General features: G+C 45.3%; 18 protein-coding genes. 16 read left to right on the top strand and 2 right to left on the bottom strand.

What is annotated here, in order from left to right; genetic code table 11:
- Positions 1-117: 117 nt before the first annotated feature.
- The 4 genes from HNP82_RS15160 to HNP82_RS15145 all read left to right on the top strand — a co-directional run bounded on the left by HNP82_RS15160 (position 118) and on the right by HNP82_RS15145 (position 5,267).
- Positions 118-1,869, top strand: a complete 1,752-nt coding sequence (locus tag HNP82_RS15160) for an ABC transporter substrate-binding protein (protein ID WP_183776095.1) — start codon at positions 118-120, stop codon at positions 1,867-1,869.
- Between the two features lie 517 nt (positions 1,870-2,386).
- A complete protein-coding gene (locus HNP82_RS18495) occupies positions 2,387-3,742 on the top strand; it encodes an ABC transporter permease subunit (protein WP_330599651.1) in 1,356 nt (451 codons plus the stop codon).
- Positions 3,743-3,762: 20 nt separating this feature from the next.
- Positions 3,763-4,659 carry a carbohydrate ABC transporter permease gene (locus HNP82_RS15150; protein WP_183776093.1) on the top strand — a complete coding sequence of 299 codons (897 nt, stop codon included), beginning with the start codon at positions 3,763-3,765 and terminating at the stop codon, positions 4,657-4,659.
- Between the two features lie 317 nt (positions 4,660-4,976).
- On the top strand, positions 4,977-5,267 hold the full coding sequence (locus HNP82_RS15145; protein WP_183776091.1) for a YerC/YecD family TrpR-related protein: 291 nt from the start codon (positions 4,977-4,979) through the stop codon (positions 5,265-5,267).
- Between the two features lie 64 nt (positions 5,268-5,331).
- On the opposite strand, the gene HNP82_RS15140 is transcribed toward HNP82_RS15145, so the two are convergent.
- On the bottom strand, positions 5,332-5,994 hold the full coding sequence (locus HNP82_RS15140) for a DUF1836 domain-containing protein (protein ID WP_243164797.1): 663 nt from the start codon (positions 5,992-5,994) through the stop codon (positions 5,332-5,334).
- Between the two features lie 213 nt (positions 5,995-6,207).
- Here HNP82_RS15140 and HNP82_RS15135 point away from each other — a divergent pair, with 213 nt between their 5' ends.
- The 12 genes from HNP82_RS15135 (at position 6,208) to purD (ending at position 15,496) form a co-directional block, all read left to right on the top strand.
- Positions 6,208-6,483, top strand: a complete 276-nt coding sequence (locus HNP82_RS15135) for a LysO family transporter (RefSeq protein WP_183776089.1) — start codon at positions 6,208-6,210, stop codon at positions 6,481-6,483.
- A gap of 4 nt (positions 6,484-6,487) precedes the next feature.
- Positions 6,488-7,090, top strand: coding sequence for a lysine exporter LysO family protein (locus tag HNP82_RS15130; RefSeq protein ID WP_183776087.1), 603 nt, complete (start codon positions 6,488-6,490; stop codon positions 7,088-7,090).
- A 130-nt stretch (positions 7,091-7,220) separates the two neighbouring features.
- Positions 7,221-7,895: an orotate phosphoribosyltransferase gene (gene pyrE / locus HNP82_RS15125; protein WP_183776085.1), complete on the top strand. Its 675-nt coding sequence runs from the start codon at positions 7,221-7,223 to the stop codon at positions 7,893-7,895.
- A 43-nt stretch (positions 7,896-7,938) separates the two neighbouring features.
- Positions 7,939-8,103 carry a hypothetical protein gene (locus HNP82_RS15120; protein WP_183776083.1) on the top strand — a complete coding sequence of 55 codons (165 nt, stop codon included), beginning with the start codon at positions 7,939-7,941 and terminating at the stop codon, positions 8,101-8,103.
- Positions 8,104-8,202: 99 nt separating this feature from the next.
- Complete coding sequence (locus HNP82_RS15115) at positions 8,203-8,673, top strand: VanZ family protein (protein WP_207720642.1); 471 nt, start codon at positions 8,203-8,205, stop codon at positions 8,671-8,673.
- Positions 8,654-8,986 carry a hypothetical protein gene (locus tag HNP82_RS15110; RefSeq protein WP_183776081.1) on the top strand — a complete coding sequence of 111 codons (333 nt, stop codon included), beginning with the start codon at positions 8,654-8,656 and terminating at the stop codon, positions 8,984-8,986. Before HNP82_RS15115 ends, HNP82_RS15110 begins: the two co-directional genes overlap by 20 nt.
- 141 nt (positions 8,987-9,127) lie before the next feature.
- Entirely contained in the window at positions 9,128-9,694 is a 567-nt protein-coding gene (locus tag HNP82_RS15105) for an HD domain-containing protein (RefSeq protein ID WP_183776163.1), read from the top strand.
- An 11-nt stretch (positions 9,695-9,705) separates the two neighbouring features.
- The gene (locus HNP82_RS15100) at positions 9,706-11,793 is read left to right on the top strand and encodes an aminopeptidase (protein WP_183776079.1); all 2,088 of its coding nucleotides are present in this window, start codon (positions 9,706-9,708) and stop codon (positions 11,791-11,793) included.
- 162 nt (positions 11,794-11,955) lie between these two features.
- A complete protein-coding gene (gene purE / locus HNP82_RS15095; RefSeq protein ID WP_183776077.1) occupies positions 11,956-12,468 on the top strand; it encodes a 5-(carboxyamino)imidazole ribonucleotide mutase in 513 nt (170 codons plus the stop codon).
- Between the two features lie 16 nt (positions 12,469-12,484).
- The gene (purM, locus tag HNP82_RS15090; RefSeq protein ID WP_183776075.1) at positions 12,485-13,510 is read left to right on the top strand and encodes a phosphoribosylformylglycinamidine cyclo-ligase; all 1,026 of its coding nucleotides are present in this window, start codon (positions 12,485-12,487) and stop codon (positions 13,508-13,510) included.
- Positions 13,504-14,127, top strand: a complete 624-nt coding sequence (gene purN, locus HNP82_RS15085; protein ID WP_183776073.1) for a phosphoribosylglycinamide formyltransferase — start codon at positions 13,504-13,506, stop codon at positions 14,125-14,127. The genes purM and purN overlap by 7 nt, the downstream gene beginning before the upstream one ends.
- A gap of 97 nt (positions 14,128-14,224) precedes the next feature.
- The gene (gene purD / locus HNP82_RS15080; RefSeq protein WP_183776071.1) at positions 14,225-15,496 is read left to right on the top strand and encodes a phosphoribosylamine--glycine ligase; all 1,272 of its coding nucleotides are present in this window, start codon (positions 14,225-14,227) and stop codon (positions 15,494-15,496) included.
- A gap of 227 nt (positions 15,497-15,723) precedes the next feature.
- Here purD and HNP82_RS15075 read toward each other — a convergent pair whose 3' ends face one another.
- On the bottom strand, positions 15,724-17,016 hold the full coding sequence (locus tag HNP82_RS15075; RefSeq protein ID WP_183776069.1) for a putative ABC transporter permease: 1,293 nt from the start codon (positions 17,014-17,016) through the stop codon (positions 15,724-15,726).
- Positions 17,017-17,541 lie beyond the last annotated feature (525 nt).

Here is a 17,541-nt window from a genome sequence, read left to right as displayed (position 1 = left end):
CGGAATTAAAAAAACACATGGACAACCTGAACAAAATGTAGGTATTTTTAGATGTTTTTAGTGGATAAGCTGTATAAAATAAATTCGTAAACAATTTAGAAAAGGAGGACGTTTACAATGAAAAAAAGACTTATTGCTTTTTTTGCAGCACTTTGCCTTGTGCTTTCCACAGCAGCTGCCTGCGGTAACAGCGAGAGCGGCGGCGGCAACAGCGGAGCAGCGGATACTACAGGCTCCGGCGAAGATGCGGCAAACGGCGGCGACGCAGCAGCAGCCGATGACGGCGAACTGGAAGATATTCGTGAGGTGAACATGTTATATCTGTCCATGGGACCGATCCCTACAGGCCTTCAGGCTGTGGAGGATGCTATTAACGAGATTACTGAAAATGAGATCAATGTTCATGTGAACATCGAGATGATCGAGACTGGTAACTACGAACAGCAGGTGAACTTAAAGACTTCATCCAGTGAAAAAGTAGACCTGATGGTAACCATGCCATCCGGCTCCGCTTCTTTCCAGAACATGGCTGCCCAGGGACAGCTGATGGATATTACGGATCTTCTTCCGGAATATGGCCAGGGTGTTCTTGACACTGTAGGTGATCTGATCAAAGGTACAACCTTAGGCGGCAAAGTATACGGTGTAACCACTTACCGTTCTCTTGTAACAAGCGTTTATATTGTTATGCGTACGGATGTCCTTGAGGATCTGGGACTTCTTGAGCAGGCTCAGAACATGAAGAGCATGGACGACTATGAAGCTATCCTTGAGGCTGTACATAGCAGCGACAAGTGGAAACAGCTGTCCTGCATCGTTCCTTCCGACGCAGCCGGAAACACAATGGCTCTCGGCGGATACTATCTGGCTACAGATACATTTGCTGATGCCCAGACGTATGACCAGTTAGGCGACCTGAATAAGATTATCGCCATCAACCCTGACGGAAGCGATCCTACAGTGCAGAACAACTTCGCCTCCGACCAGTATCGGGCAATGTACGAGAAGATGCATGACTGGTATGAAAAAGGTTATGTATACAAAGACTCCACAACAAACCAGGAGCAGGCAGAGCAGCTTGTAAAATCCAACGTTGCTTTCTCCTACTTCTCCATGAGTGAGATCGGTGTAGAAACTTCCAAGTCAGACTCCTGTGGTATGCCGATGACTTGTGTTTTAGTAAAAGAACCTATGATGTCTACATCTAACTGTACAAAATTCGTATGGACTGTTCCTTCTTCTGCAACAGAGCCGGAAGCAGCGATCGAATTTATGAACATGATGTACACAGATGAGCGTATCTGCAACCTCCTTGCATGGGGTATTGAGGATGTAAACTATACTGTTGGCGATGATGGACTTGCACACTTTGTAGAAGGCGAAGATTCCAATAACGCTGCTTACCATACAGTAGACTTCCTTTACGGCAACCAGTTCCTTGTTCGTCCATGGGAAGGACAGGATCCGAGCATCCGTGAAGAAGCGAAAGAGCAGATGGATAATATCGGTTACAGCGCATACTTCGGTTTCGCTGCTGACACAACTGAAGTTTCCACTCAGCTTTCCGCAATCTCCAATGTTCTCGGACAGTATCAGGCAGGTATCGACAGCGGTATCTCCGATCCGGAAGTTTATGATCAGTTCCTTGCTGCTCTTGACTCCGCAGGCATCCAGGATGTTATTGATCTGTATCAGACTCAGTTAGACGAGTGGCTTGCTGAGGGCAATGGCGGCACAGCATCTGCCGGTTCCACAGATACAGAGGCTGCCGCTGATACAGAAGCTGTGGCAGATACTGACGCTGCTGCTGACACAGAAGCTGTGGCAGATACAGAGGCTGTAGCTGAGACAGAATCTGCTGCTGAATAATCAAAAACAGGATCAGATAGGGTCTTATATAAAAGGGTATGGCATTTTGCCATACCCTTTTTGCGATTTTATGGGCATTTTGCCAATCAGGAGCCGTAATATGGAATGCTTGCGCAAATTTTACAAAGGAAAAAGAAATATTCATAAATAAGTTGCCGTTTTTATACATTTTTGAAAAAAAGGGAAAAGTATATATATCAATTATGAACCTCTTTAGGCTGGTTTGAACTAAAAGTCAATAAAAGGTGGGAAAAATTGGCGAAAATTATTAAAGTTTTCCTCCGAAATCCCCTGTGAAAAAATGTTTTTTGTTTCTCATAAAGAAATAAAAAAGAGCAATATTAAAATATTTATAAAAATATTAATGATATTTTGCCGCTTTTTCGAGGCAGAGTGGGAAAATGCAAAAAATAAGGAGGACAAATTGCATAAATAAGTTACGAGAAAAGATGTAATAAATCTAAAAAATAGATAAACTATAACAAAATCATTGTTATCTAAGAAAGGGGATAAGGTTTTGGAAACGAAAACGAAAAAAACTTTGCTTCCGGTACAGGGCAAGATCCTATGGGATGTTATCATACTTTCCATTCTTTCTGTTCTGTGCTTCCTGCTTCCGTTCGCCCACTATACTTACCACCGTGTACAGTGGACAGTGAGCGGTCTGCAGTTCATCACAGGAACCTCCGTCCAGGACGGCGAGGTTGTCATTGCGTCCCAGTGGCTGCTGATAGCGTTTATCGCTGCTGCGGTACTCTCCATTGTGTTCGCACTTGTCTTCCCGAAGATCAAAAAGATCCGTCTGGCTGGTTTCCTTATTATCTTAGGTGGTATCCTGGAGCTGCTTTTCTCCGTACTGTTTACCATGCAGGTTCAGTACATTATGGCAGATGCCAGAAACGCTGGAACATCCTACGCAGCATGGCTGTTGGCACTGATCGCAGTGATCACCATCGCCAGAGGCTTCCATATTCTTTATAAGAATAAAGTTCTCAGTCCTCTGGACTTCATGATTATGCCGGGATGTATTTACTTCCTGATCAACAACTACTTCCCGCTGGTTGGTATCTTCATCGCTTTCAAGAGAGTAGATTACAGCGTGGGTATTATGAACAGTGAATGGGTAGGATTTAGCAACTTCACATACCTGTTCTCATCATCAGATGCCTGGGTTATGACACGTAACACCATTCTTTACAATGTGGCGTTCATCATCCTTGGTAACCTGCTTGGTATTATTGTTGGTATCTTTTTAAGCGAAGTATTTTCCAAAAAGCTCCAGAAGCTGTACCAGACAACAATCCTGTTGCCGCAGTTGATTTCCATCATCATCGTTGCTTACATCGTATTCGCGTTCCTGAGCAACGAGGCTGGTCTTATTAACAAAGGTATCCTTGGAGAAGGCAATGAGATAAACTTCTATAATACGAAGATATACTGGCCGTTCATATTAACCTTTGTAAACCTGTGGAAGGGTCTTGGTTATAACTCCATTATTTATCTGTCTGCCATTGTCAGCATTGACAAGAGCCTTTACGAGGCCGCCTATGTGGACGGCGCGAACCGCTGGCAGCAGATCACACGTATTACCGTGCCATTACTGAAACCATCAATCATTACATTGGTAACAATGAGTATCGGACGTATTTTCTACTCCGATTTCGGTCTGTTCTATCAGGTGCCTATGGATTCCGGTGCCCTATACTCGGTAACGCAGACCATTGATACATATGTATACCGAAGCCTGTTACAGTTAAACAACATCGCAATGGCATCCGCAGCCAGCGCGTACCAGTCTGTTGTCGGTTTTGTAGTCGTATTAGTTGCCAACGGCATCGTGCGTAAGATCGACAACGAAAACGCAATGTTCTAGGAAAGGAGGGCATATAGAATATGGAATCAAGTGTTAAAGGAAAAGGCGAGATTATTTTCCAGATTATCTGTAACGTTGTATTGTTTATTCTTATGTTAGCAGCGGTATTACCGTTCCTTCTGCTGGTTATGTCCTCTGTAACTGACGAGAGCGTACTTCTTGTAGATGGTTATTCCTTCTTCCCGAGAGTATTCAGCGGCTATGCATATGAATATCTGTTTGTATCCAATGCGGAAAACATTTTCCGCGCTTATGGTATTACTTTCCTTGTAACAATCGTTGGTACAATCATCGCTCTGATTGTGGCTCCTATGCTTGCGTACCCACTTTCCAGAAGCGATTATCCAAGAAGAAAAGTAATGACATTCTATGTATTCTTTACCATGCTGTTTAACGGTGGTCTGGTACCTTCCTACATCATGTGGACCCAGATCTTCCATGTAAAGAACACAATTTTTGCTTTACTTTTCCCGACACTGTTAATGAACGGTTTCTATATTATGATTCTCCGTTCTAACTTCAAGAGTAATATCCATCCGGCTCTCATTGAGGCCGCAAAGATTGACGGCGCTGGAGAACTTCTGATCTACCGTAAGATTGTTCTTCCCCTGTCTCTGCCAATTATGGCAACCATCGGTCTGATGATCGGTATCGGCTACTGGAACGACTGGATGAATGGTTTGTACTACATTACAGATAACCATTTATACAGCTTACAGCAGTTGCTGAACAATATTCTGTCTAACATTAAGGCACTGGCTTCCATGAGTTCTTCTGTAACAGTTACTCAGGAAATGCCAAGTACCGGTATCCGTATGGCAATGGCAGTTGTGGGTGTTGTACCTATTATGGTCCTCTACCCATTCTTCCAGAAATACTTTGTAAAAGGTATTGCCATCGGTGGTGTAAAAGAATGATCCGATCCTTTTTTGGGTAACAAAATGGGGCTCCGTGTTATGCGGGGCCCTTCCTTTTTGTGTGATTTGCCCGGATGGGCGCTGCGTGCCAAGTAAAGTAAAATCGGAAACTATCGCGGGGCAAAGCCGCGAGATGCGCGGGGAATCGCGGTCATCGGACGGGAAAGGAATCTTTCCACATCCGATGACAAAAGCTCTGGACTTTATCTGTTTAAAATGTTAAAATATCAATGTCGGTAAAATGATGAATATTAAATAACAGTTCAGCCATCAGATATGGGCAGGTTGAACTGTTACTATTGAAGGGGTAAGTTGGAATGAATAAAAAGATTAAAACACCGGCAGTGGAAAAGCTTTTTGAAGCCATCCTGTGCCTGGAAAACATGGATGAGTGCTTTGATTTCTTCGAGGATATCTGCACAATTAATGAACTACTTTCCCTGTCTCAGCGCTTTGAGGTTGCCCGCATGCTGAGAGAGCAGAGAACATATCTTGAGATTGCGGAAAAGACAGGGGCATCCACGGCGACGATCAGCCGGGTGAATCGTTCTTTAAACTATGGCAACGACGGTTATGATATGGTGATTAACCGGATGAAAGAAAATTAAAAAAATCCCGGAAAGCATGGTCTTTGACCCTTGTTTTCCGGGATTTCTGCCTGTTATAGGGCGCCTATTTATGCTTTTTATCGTCCACGGGAACCCCTTCCCGGAAGGACATAACGTCGATGATCTGTTCTACAAGCTGTTTTTTGATAAAAATATCATAGCACAACATACATACGAAAGTAAAATCATCCAGGTCTTCTTTGTCTTCAAAGGTACCCCGGCTTTGCCGGTAGTCCCTGTCAATCTCATCCAGGAGATCCCTCTGCATCCCTTCCGCCTTTTCAAAAACTTTAGAGTATACATCTTCCAGACTGCAAGCGCTGCTGTTGTCTTCTGAAATCTCACGGACAGGTGTCATGAGTGTTTTTATATCGCTCATGGACAGCAAGTTTTTTAAGTAGTAAATCATTGTCAGAAAAAGAAGATGGTCTTTGGAATATTTTTTCTTTACCGGAGGAGGGAGAAGATCATTTTTCGCATAATTGTTGATCATGGTTTTCGTTAAGATCTTATCCTGGGGATATCTCTTGGTACCTCCGAGATGCTGTTCCATAAAGGTTGTCACCTGATCCATATAAAGATCAATGCCAGGGAGCATCTGGGGACGGATATATTCCATATTTTTCTTGTTTTCTTTAAATTGAGAGAGAAGCTGATCAATAGTTTTTGACAGCTTTTTATCGTCCTCTAAGTCCGCACTCCTGGGCTGAGTATTATTTTCATTCATCTTGATCACCTTTCATGGGCATTAAAATACTTTTTAACACCTTTCTATTTATTATATACTAAAGTTCAGACAGGGTCAAACACAACATTTACAAAAAATGTCGTATTATGGTATTATGAGATACAGTCTGATTGCCAGAGGCAACAGTCAAAGGGAGCAGCCCGAATTTGTCTGTTGGTGTGTTCCTATAAATATAGAAGGGAGTAAGGATGTATGCTTGTAGAGGTGATTATGTTTGCTGGTGTAATATTGGGTTATTTTTGGCAGCCCAAAAAACTTTCCAAAATCATCGGAAAGCTTCAGTTGATCTGTACGGCGCTTCTTATTTTTTCCATGGGAGTGTCTTTGGGAAGTCGGGATGATTTCTTCTCGGATCTCTCCCAATTGGGTCTGGAAAGCTTGATTTTTGCTGTGATTCCCGGAATTTTTTCTGTGATCGCTGTATTTGTGCTGACTAAAAAATTTATGAAAAATGGAAAAGAGGCGTAGGGTCATGGTATTTATCGCAATTGGATCTTTGGTGGGAGGGATACTGTGCGGACGGTTTGTATTCTCAGGAAATATTGCCGGAATTTTCACCCAGTACTCAGATATGATTTTATATTTGCTTATGTTTCTTGTTGGGATCAGCGTGGGGATGAATCGGTCAGTTTTTAAAAAGATCCGCCAGTATCATATCCGGATTTTCCTTATCCCTGTAGGGATCATTGCCGGCACCCTTGGTGGCGGCGCGGTGTGCTGCCTTCTTCTTAGGGAGAAGCTAGGGGAAAGTCTGGCGGTGGTCAGCGGTCTGGGGTGGTACAGTCTCTCAGGTGTCCTGGTGACGAGTATGGTCAACGCCCGGCTAGGGACCATCGCCTTTTTAAGCAATCTGCTCAGAGAAATACTGTCTTTTGTTTCCATCCCGTGGATCGCAAAACATCTCAACTATTATTCGGCCATTGCCCCGGCGGCGGCTACAAGCGAGGATACCACCTTGCCGGTGATCCTGAAATACACTTCCGCGGATATGGCTCTTTTGGCAGTGTTTAACGGGGTACTATGTTCTTTTCTTGTCCCCGTGCTAACAAAGTTTGTTATGACTATTCCGCTGTAGAGTTTGTGATTTTTCTGCGAAGCATTTATGTAAGTGGTATTCCCTCGTTGAAAAACTAATGGAGTTATGTTAGAATTGAAAAGAAATAGCGCGGGCGAAAAAGCCTGCCAATGCAGGAGGTTTGGTCGATATGGAACAGTATAAACAGGAATTTATTGAGTTTATGGTCGATTGCAACGTTTTAAAGTTTGGAGATTTTGTTACTAAAAGTGGGAGAAAAACGCCCTTTTTTGTAAATACAGGTTTTTACCGCACCGGCGGACAGCTATGCCGTCTGGGAGAGTATTATGCCAAAGCCATTAGCAGCGCTTACGGTTTTGATTTTGACGTGCTGTTTGGTCCCGCTTATAAAGGAATCCCTTTAAGTGTGGCTGCAACGATGGCCATCCACAGCCTGTATGGGAAGGATATTAAATATTGCTCCAATCGCAAAGAGGTAAAAGATCACGGCGATAAGGGAATCCTTCTCGGAAGTCCTATTGCTGATGGAGACAAAGTCGTTATCATCGAAGATGTGACTACTGCGGGAACCTCTATCGGGGAGACTCTGCCTATTATTAAAGCCCAGGGCGATGTTAATGTCCTCGGTCTTGTAGTTTCTGTGGACCGTATGGAACGGGGGCAGGGACAGAAGAGCGCTTTAAGTGAGATTGAAGAAAAATATGGTATTAAAACAACGGCCATTGTAACGATGGCAGAAGTCGTTGAACATTTATATAATCGTCCCTATAAAGGCAAAGTGATCATTGACGACACATTAAAAGCCGCAATTGACGCATATTATAAACAGTATGGGGTACAGTAGGCTGTCTGTTTGTATAGGGCTTTAACCGAAAGGAGGCTGCGAAATGCACGAAAAGATCCATGAAAAAATTTATGGCGTAATGAAAAATGTGGGTGTTGGCAATCTGGTATTTGGCATTGTCAGTATTGTGGCAGGAGTTACCATCGGGGTAATCTCTATTGTCAACGGTGCCAGACTTCTTAAAAGTAAATCCAATATTTTATTTTAGTCCGAAAGTGACGGACGGGGCGCGGCAACCCATGCCGCGCCTTTTATCATCATAGAACCGGCGTTTTGCACCGGAAAAATCGGAGGTAACATAACAGATTTGAGTATACATCTAAAAAGAAAGATACGGAAGGCAACGGTGATCCTGCTGGTGTGTTATATTGCGGTTCTGGCCTATGTATGCTTTTTCAGCGAGCGCTACGGGCGTACAGTCAGTGACACCTATCATTATAATCTGATGCCTTTCCGAGAAATCTCGCGTTTTTATACTTATAGAGAAATTATAGGTTTTCGAGGGTTTGTAATCAATCTGTTTGGCAACATTGTGGCATTTATGCCATGGGGCTTTATGGTCCCGGTGATCGTTAAAGGGCTGCACAAATTCTGGTGTACAGTGGCGGCGACATTCTTTTTAAGCCTTTGTATAGAAACCGTACAGTTGGTGACAAAGGTGGGATCTTTTGATGTGGATGATCTTATACTAAATACCATTGGAGGTATGGCAGGTTTTCTTGTGTACCTTGTAGCCAATACCATCAGGAGGCATACATTTGGCAAAACAAATTTATAGCTTTACAAAAATCGAGAAGAAAAAGACAAATTCGGGGGTTATCACAACTGTCATTGGCGCGGTCACAATCCTGGCTCTCATTGGCCTGGTTGTGGCCGCCGTGGTTATGGGCGGTAATGTTCCCCTGTGGATGGCCGGGGTTGGGGTAATTACCCTGATTGCCGCTCTTGTGGGTCTTATAATAGCCAGAGAAAGTATTAAAGATGACGATGTTTTTGGAAGATGTCTCAATACAGGAAAAGCTTTGTGCGGAGTTTCACTGGGATTACATTTTTTTATTGTCATTGTGGGAATACTGGCAATTGTCATGTAGCGACAGTTCTGCTATCAGGGATGAGGCGGGCAAAACTGTTGCATTATGTAGGGAGTGGAGCATATGGAAAAGGAGCATATAGAAAAAGAAGCTGTGGAAAATTCTCAGGATTTGGATGCTTTTTTCCGTCAGAAAAAGCAGATGGATTTTATCCTGGAAATTGATAAGTCTAAGAATGTTTTCCGCCAGACATATATCAGCGATGGCAGCCGCAAAGAAAATGACGCGGAGCATTCCTGGCATCTGGCGATCATGGCTTTCCTTCTGGCGGAGTACGCCAATGAACCTATAGATGTACTTAAAGTAATGAAGATGGTGCTGATCCATGATCTTGTGGAGATTGACGCCGGAGATACCTATGCCTACGATTCTTGCGGCAATGAGACAAAGAAGGAGCGGGAAGTGGCTGGAGCCCGCCGGCTTTTTTCTATTTTGCCAAAAGATCAGGAAAAGCTAATCTGGGATCTGTGGGAGGAGTTTGAGAGCGGGCAGACCGCGGAGGCAAAATTTGCCAGAACGCTGGATCATTGTCAGCCGGTACTTCTCAACGACGCCTCAGGAGGCCGCTCCTGGCGGGAACATAACGTTCGCCGGGAACAGATTTACGGGCGGAACACCCGCACTCATGAAGGGTCCGAGAAAGTGTGGCGTTACGTTAAAGGTATTATTGATAAAAATATTGAAAATGGAAATATCATTCAAGAGTAAGGGGACTGTCAATGGATTACAGAAACTTATTTAGAGAAGAAAACGAGGCCGTGGAGGAGCGCTATAACCTGGTTATGGACCGCATTTCAGCTTTAGGCGGGGAAACGGCCGTAAAAGAGCCTTTTCGGGATTATTTTATAAAGACCGCCCGGTTTATTGTGATAATGAAGGAGAGGTATGCTTTTTTTGATCAGATGAAAGAGGGGAAAAACTGGGTATATACATGGAATTTGGATGAGCTGAAGGCGCTTAACGAGAGTCTTTACGGAGATATTCTTCCACAACATTACGGGGAAAGCTACGGCAATCCAGATTACGCCGCAAAAAAACTTGGAAAGGACTACGGCCCCCTTTTGTCTTTTGCCTACGACCAGATCCGGGGGATGATCTCCTGGGCCTATGAGGGACGGCGGGAGGAGATGACTGCCGCCGCTGAGCTGTTCATGGAGCTTTACAGTTGTTTTGAATCCCAGGAACTCCCTTCGGAAAAAACTCTGGAAAAGATTATTTACTGGTATGTCAGTGACTACAGCGATGTAGCTATGGAGTCATTTCTCCGCGAACAGATGGACGACAGGATGTCGTTTATTAAAGATATTATCTGCAAAGCGGACCTGACAGATGAGAGGTATCTCTATTTATATGGAGAGTATGTCAGCGACGAGGAACTTTTAATGGCTCGCTTCTTAAACCGTCTCCCAGAGGAGGAGATTCTTGCCATGGCTGACACTTTTGTGGATGGCTTCATCCGTGGATTTAAAGTCATGGGGATGGATCTGTCTGTAAAAAATTCTCTATGCATCCGGGCCCATATGGGATTTGAGCGGGTGATACGGGAGAGCATCAAAAAGTTTGAAGCTGCCGGGCTGAAAGTCCATCTCTTCCGCAACCCTGTGTCGGCGGTGAATAAAAGAACTTCCCGCTTCGGTTTTATAGGGACAAGCCCTAATCCTCAGTACGATTATGATCACCGTCAGGATAGTGCCCTTTATCTAGATAAGGCCCTCAATGAGCGGAAACTTTCCGCTATGCGGGTGATTTATGAAAAGTATAAAGACGTTTTGGCGGGCTATGCCGGTCCGGCATGTATGGATGTTTTCGGGGAAGAGCCTTTTTCGCCAAAGATCAGCAAATACGCCCCAAGACTGTCGGCAAAGCAGCAGGAACTGTCCATCGCCTATTCCAGCCAGAGCGCTCAGATTTCCAGTCAGTATATGGATGAAAATAATATGAGTTTTACCATTATCGCTTACCCTATGCCGGGCATCGGAGAGGATTTTGAGGCCATATTCCGGGATACAGTCCGGATAAATACCCTGGATAACAGTCTCTACACCCGCATTCAGCAGAGCATCATTGATGTCCTGGACCAGGCGGATTATGTCCATGTTACCGGGGCGCAAGGGACCAATCACACAGATATTAGGGTTCGTTTAAAGGATCTTTCCGATCCCAAGACACAGACAAAGTTTGAAAACTGTGTGGCAGACGTGAATATTCCCGCAGGGGAAGTTTTTACGAGCCCGGTTCTTGCTGGAAGCGACGGGGTGATCCATGTGTCCGGCGTTTATCTTGGCGGTTATCATTTTTCAAACCTTACAGTGACATTAAAAGATGGCATGGTGACGGGCTATGATTGTGACAACTTTGAAAATCCCGATGAAAATAAGCGTTACATTAAAGAAACAATACTTAAAACTTATGACAGCCTTCCCCTGGGCGAGTTTGCTATAGGAACCAACACAACAGCCTATGTTATGGCGAGAAAATACAATATTGTTGAAAAGCTTCCCATTTTGATCGTGGAAAAAATGGGACCCCACTTTGCTCTTGGGGACACATGTTACAGCCGCAGCGAAGACCATAAAGTTTACAATCTTAACGGCAAGGAGATTATTGCCAGGGAGAACGAAGTGTCAGCTCTGAGAATGACAGAGCCAAAGAAAGCGTATTTTAATTGCCATACAGATATTACGATCCCTTATGATGAGATTGGAAGTATTGACGCTGTTCTTCCCGGTGGAGAAACTATAAAAATTATTGAAAACGGCCGTTTTGTCCTGCCTGGGACGGAAGTTTTAAACGAGGCGTTTCATTAAATCCTGTTTTTGATTAGGATTACTTATAAAACTTGGACAGGAATGGGACATTTTCTATTGACGAAAAAACAAAGGACAGTTACAATAAAAGTGTCGAAATAGTGTTAGAGGTTATTTATAAGCTGCACTAATAAATTTAATTAATATAAAGGAGGACTGGCCATGAGTGCAAAAGTTGGTATTGTAATGGGTAGTGATTCAGATCTGGCAGTAATGAGTAAAGCCGCCGATGTTTTAGAGGAACTTGGGGTGGAATTTGAGATGACGATCATCTCAGCGCACAGAGAGCCGGATGTTTTTTTTGAGTACGCTAAAAGCGCGGAGAGCAAAGGATGGAAAGTGATCATTGCCGGAGCAGGCATGGCTGCACATCTTCCGGGAATGTGCGCGGCAATTTTCCCAATGCCAGTGATCGGCGTACCAATGCATACCACCAGCCTTGGAGGCAGAGATTCTCTTTATTCGATCGTGCAGATGCCTTCCGGCATTCCTGTGGCGACTGTTGCCATTAACGGCGGTGCCAATGCTGGAATCCTCGCGGCCAAGATTCTTGCCACCAGCGACGAGGCTCTGCTGGGACGGCTGAAAGCATATTCCGAGAAGATGAAAGATCAGGTTGTGGAAAAAGCTAAAAAACTGGATGAGGTTGGCTATAAAAATTATACGAAAGGCTGAAGGGAGCTAAAAGAAAATGGATTATAAAAATTCTGGTGTAGATATTGAAGCTGGATATGAGTCTGTTAAGTTAATGAAGAAGTTTGTGCAGAGTACAATGCGCCCGGAAGTGGTTACGGATATCGGCGGTTTTTCCGGCGCTTTCTCTATGAGTGCATTTAAGAATATGGAAGAACCTACGCTTGTGTCCGGAACTGATGGATGCGGAACAAAGGTAAAGCTGGCCATGGTGTTGGATAAACACGACACTATCGGTATCGACGCGGTGGCTATGTGCGTCAACGATATCGCCTGCGCCGGCGGCGAGCCATTATTTTTCCTCGACTATATTGCCTGCGGTAAAAATTATCCGGAAAAGATCGCGACTATTGTCAGCGGTGTAGCTGAAGGCTGCCGTCAGGCAGGGGCTGCCCTCATCGGGGGAGAGACCGCAGAACATCCTGGTCTCATGGCTGAGGATGAGTATGACCTTGCGGGATTTGCCGTAGGTATCGTGGACAAAAAAGACATGATCACAGGCAAAGACTTAAAGCCGGGAGATACATTGATCGGTATTGCTTCTTCCGGCGTTCACAGCAACGGTTTTTCCCTGGTGCGCAAAGTTTTTGATATGACAAGAGAATCTTTAAACACATACTATGATGAGCTTGGAACAACTTTAGGGGAGGCTCTTTTAGAGCCTACGCGGATCTATGTTAAGGCTCTCAAAGCCTTAAAGGACGGCGGCGTTAAGATCCACGCCTGCAGCCATATTACCGGCGGAGGTTTCTATGAAAATGTTCCCAGAATGCTTCCGGAAGGTGTCCACGCGGTGATCCGCAAGGAAAGTTACAAAGTGCCGCCTATTTTTGACCTTTTGGCACAAAAGGGACAGGTGGAGGAAAAAGTTATGTACAATACCTACAACATGGGTATTGGTATGGTCATTGGCGTATCCCCTGAGGATGCCGGGAAAGCCATTAAACTTCTTGAGGAAGCTGGAGAGACAGCGTATGTCATCGGCGAGACAAAGGCCGGGGAAGCAGGCGTAACATTATGTTAAAATTAGCGGTACTTGTGTCTGGAGGCGGAACAAACCTCCAGGCGATCATTGACAGTATTGAGAGTGGTAAAGTCACTAACGCCTCTGTGGGTGTGGTGATCAGCAACAACAAAAACGCCTATGCCCTTGAGCGGGCGAGAAAGCATGGCATAGAGGCGGTATGCATTTCTCCGAAAGAATATGAATCGCGGGATGCCTTTAACCAGGCTATGCTGGATTATCTTGAGCAGGCCGGCATCGACCTGATTGTTTTGGCCGGCTATCTTGTTGTTGTCCCAGAGATTATTATAGAGAAGTTCCGAAACCGGATCATTAATATTCATCCGTCATTGATTCCGTCTTTCTGCGGTACCGGCTATTACGGTCTGAAAGTCCATGAAGCGGCGCTGCGCCGGGGCGTGAAGGTTAGCGGCGCTACTGTACATTTTGTGGATGAAGGTACGGATACCGGCCCGATCATCATGCAGAAAGCAGTCTGCGTAAAATCCGGAGACACCCCGGAAGTTTTGCAGCGGCGGATTATGGAGGAGGCAGAGTGGGTTCTGCTTCCCGCGGCCATTGACGCCATTGCTAATGGCCGGGTACATATCCATGATGGCATTGTGACTGTAGATTGATCTCGCGGGCTGCAAGGCAAAAGGGGCGCAGGAGCGCCACTTTTGGCGGCCTCCCAAGGGGAGGGCCGCGGGACAAACTGTTTGGAGGAAAAGAAGAATGAAGGTTTTAATCGTAGGAAGCGGCGGGCGCGAACATGCCATTGCCTGCAGTATAGCCAAAAGTCCAAAAGTGGAACAGATTTACTGCGCTCCGGGAAACGCGGGCATTGCCTCTGTGGCAGAGTGTGTTTCCATCGGCGCTATGGAGTTTGACCGTCTGGCAGATTTTGCCGTGGAAAATAAAATAGACCTCACTGTGGTTGGCATGGACGATCCGTTAGTTGGCGGCATTGTAGATGTCTTTGAGGGAAAAGGGCTGAGAGTTTTCGGTCCGAGAAAGAATGCGGCCATTATCGAAGGGTCAAAGGCTTTCTCCAAAGATTTAATGAAAAAGTACCATATTCCTACAGCGGCCTATGAGACTTTTGATGACCCGAAGGCTGCTTTGGCCTATCTTGAGACTGCGAAAATGCCTATCGTTTTAAAGGCCGATGGTCTTGCTCTTGGAAAAGGCGTGCTGATCTGCACCACCCTGGAGGAAGCTAAAGCCGGTGTAAAGACTATTATGGAAGACAAGCAATTTGGCAGCGCTGGAGATCATCTGGTTATCGAAGAGTTTATGACTGGCCGGGAAGTTTCTGTCCTGTGTTTCTGCGACGGAACCCATATTAAGCCTATGACAAGCGCCCAGGATCACAAGCGGGCAAAAGACGGGGATCAGGGGCTAAATACCGGCGGTATGGGAACATTTTCCCCAAGCCCTTTCTATACCCAGGAAGTTGCCGATTTCTGCATGACTCATATTTATCAGCCGACAATGGATGCCATGAAAGCAGAGGGTCGTCCATTTACCGGTATTTTGTTTGTGGGGCTTATGCTCACTGCCGACGGGCCGAAAGTTCTTGAGTACAATGCCCGTTTTGGCGATCCGGAGGCTCAGGTTGTCCTTCCGCGGATGAAATCCGATCTTGTGGAAGCTTTTGAGGCGTGTATTGACGGAAGACTCCCACAGTATGATCTTGTCTTTGAAGACAACGCCGCTGTCTGTGTAGTCCTTGCTTCCGACGGGTATCCGGTTCACTATGAAAAAGGTTTTGAGATCACCGGTTTTGAAAACTTTGATGGCAAAGACGGTTATTATTGTTTCCATGCCGGAACTGCCTTTAAAGATGGCAGAATCGTCACCAACGGCGGCCGTGTCCTTGGCATTACGGCCACAGGAGATGATTTGAAAACAGCCCGTGCCAACGCCTACAAAGCGGTGGAGTGGATTGATTTTAAGGGCAAATATATGCGCCACGATATCGGCAAAGCCATTGACGAGGCGTAATCGTCATCGGGCAGCCGGCCTGTCTTTCTTTGAGACGGGATTTAATTATAAAAAGAGCAGGACTATGGTATTTTCCACAGTCCTGCTTTTTTGGTGGTGTGCCTGGCGGCGCACGTTCACTTAGACCCGACCGAGGCGGAGTATAGACCATCGAGCAGCGTGAGCTGCGAGATGAGCGAGGTATCGCGGGAGAGCGGATAGGAAGATGTAATCTTCCCTATCCGATGTTATCTGGGTTTTGCACTGGGATAAATGACTTCCATCCGGGTGTCATCAAAATATTCGTCCATAAGCTGCTCCCAGGCGCTGTCCGCCGGTTCATTGTTGGCACGGGCATCATACCGGATCAGGGCCATCATGGATACGGCCGCGTTGACAACCATAAAGATTAGGGCGATCCATGTAATGATTTTCCCTGGAGTTTTTGGAATCTTTTCAATGAGCCATGAGATCCGGGGAAAGAGTAGTTTGATCCAGATCACCGCAGCGATACCCCAGAACAGGCAGAAGAGAAGGTTGATCCTTCCGCCGAGGTTAAAGGGGATTTTGCTGTAATCCCAGAAGACCTTTCCAAAGACGATTTCTGTTAAGACGCTGCACACATATTCATAGACACCGCCCAGGAAGGTACCAATTAAAAATATATGGCGGTCCGGCCGTTCTCTGTCTTTATATAAAAGAACAGTGGCAAGAACAATGGCCATACCCCACACAACACTGAAGGGTCCCCAGACGAAACTGCTGCGGCTCATCCACCAGCCCATGCTGAAGCGGCAGAATACTGTCTCAATAATATCCCCCAGGAAAGCACCCAGGAAAAATAGCCAGAACAGTTTGTAGAAGCCGCACCCTTCAGCGAACTTTGTACTTTTTTTGGCAGTGGCTTTTTCTTTATGGTCAATGGACGGATAGGCTTTTACCATTCGCCGTTCCACGTGGGATACGATCCATTTGCCCAGACGATAAGTCCACCGGTCAAGATGACTGTTCCACCGGTAAATGGCATACATCCCTTTTTTAATATGGAAAGCGGCGGCAAAGGAGGCGATGCCGTCTAAAAGGGCGATGCCAGCCAGCACCCACACGGCGATTACCCTGAGGATTTCAGGGAGCCATTGAAAAATATGTATAAAGAAGTGATTGACATATTTTACAGCCAGCAGACCCAGGATTCCCCACAGGATGGAGTACTGGAGACATATATAACCGTCAAAGTTCCATTTCTTTTTTGAGTAATCCCACCATTTATGATAGTTTATCCGTTCCAGAAATTTTCCTGTATACCATTCAATGGCGGTGGCCAGAACCGCACATCCGAGAAACAAAAATACTGGTTGATCTGCGAGGTCGCGGAATACAATGCTCATAAGCACTCCGGAAAAACCGTAAATATAACAAAAGGGCCCGGTAAAAAATCCGCGGTTGATAAAATGTTTTTTTGAAAGAGATTTGACGACAGTTTCTGTAACCCAGCCGAAAAAAGAGTACAGAAAAAAGAGCATGGCGAAATCGTAGCTCATGGTACATGCCTCCTGGTGTTCTTTTGTAAATTCTATGTTTTTTTCTTAAAAAAAGCACTTTGATCACAGATATTTATTTTTGCGGACAGTGAGCCAAGCAGACGCGCTTGCGCGTCCATTTGCTTTTGCCTACCGCTGATGGCTAAACTGTGATCTTCAATGATAATGAGTTGCCCGACAAATGGGCATGAGACACGGATTGCTCCGCTTTCGTGTATTTGTGTCTCTGCTCCGTTACGGCCGGCGCTGGGCAGGCACCACCGATGCCTAGTGCCCTAAAACATCTCAAATACGCACATTTTTCTGCAAAAAATGGCTCCTTTTCGATGTTTTTCGGGTCAAGTAGACATGCTTTTTTGTAGAAATATGTCTGCTTGACCCTGGTATCATCATGATATCATTGCCGAGGGCGGAAGGGCAATGTTTTTAAGGATATTTATAAACATTTTAGAAAATCATAAGAAATTAATCAGGAATGGAGCGTCCAGATCCTTATGCAAGCATAAACCTGTCCGCCTAGCTCTG

It is taken from the genome of Catenibacillus scindens, from assembly GCF_014202115.1.
GTDB lineage: Bacteria > Bacillota > Clostridia > Lachnospirales > Lachnospiraceae > Catenibacillus > Catenibacillus scindens.
The sequence above is the reverse complement of the archived record's forward strand: the minus strand, read 5'-3'. Positions and strand labels throughout refer to the sequence as shown.

Bases quoted from the DNA above. Each gene is read 5' to 3' on its own strand.
- HNP82_RS15160 (WP_183776095.1), top strand. From the start codon at position 118: ATGAAAAAAAGACTTATTGCTTTTTTTGCAGCACTTTGCCTTGTGCTT.
- HNP82_RS15150 (WP_183776093.1), top strand. From the start codon at position 3,763: ATGGAATCAAGTGTTAAAGGAAAAGGCGAGATTATTTTCCAGATTATC.
- HNP82_RS15145 (WP_183776091.1), top strand. From the start codon at position 4,977: ATGAATAAAAAGATTAAAACACCGGCAGTGGAAAAGCTTTTTGAAGCC.
- HNP82_RS15140 (WP_243164797.1), bottom strand. From the start codon at position 5,994: ATGAATGAAAATAATACTCAGCCCAGGAGTGCGGACTTAGAGGACGAT.
- HNP82_RS15135 (WP_183776089.1), top strand. From the start codon at position 6,208: ATGCTTGTAGAGGTGATTATGTTTGCTGGTGTAATATTGGGTTATTTT.
- HNP82_RS15130 (WP_183776087.1), top strand. From the start codon at position 6,488: ATGGTATTTATCGCAATTGGATCTTTGGTGGGAGGGATACTGTGCGGA.
- pyrE (WP_183776085.1), top strand. From the start codon at position 7,221: ATGGAACAGTATAAACAGGAATTTATTGAGTTTATGGTCGATTGCAAC.
- HNP82_RS15120 (WP_183776083.1), top strand. From the start codon at position 7,939: ATGCACGAAAAGATCCATGAAAAAATTTATGGCGTAATGAAAAATGTG.
- HNP82_RS15105 (WP_183776163.1), top strand. From the start codon at position 9,128: ATGGATTTTATCCTGGAAATTGATAAGTCTAAGAATGTTTTCCGCCAG.
- HNP82_RS15100 (WP_183776079.1), top strand. From the start codon at position 9,706: ATGGATTACAGAAACTTATTTAGAGAAGAAAACGAGGCCGTGGAGGAG.
- purE (WP_183776077.1), top strand. From the start codon at position 11,956: ATGAGTGCAAAAGTTGGTATTGTAATGGGTAGTGATTCAGATCTGGCA.
- purM (WP_183776075.1), top strand. From the start codon at position 12,485: ATGGATTATAAAAATTCTGGTGTAGATATTGAAGCTGGATATGAGTCT.
- purN (WP_183776073.1), top strand. From the start codon at position 13,504: ATGTTAAAATTAGCGGTACTTGTGTCTGGAGGCGGAACAAACCTCCAG.
- purD (WP_183776071.1), top strand. From the start codon at position 14,225: ATGAAGGTTTTAATCGTAGGAAGCGGCGGGCGCGAACATGCCATTGCC.
- HNP82_RS15075 (WP_183776069.1), bottom strand. From the start codon at position 17,016: ATGAGCTACGATTTCGCCATGCTCTTTTTTCTGTACTCTTTTTTCGGC.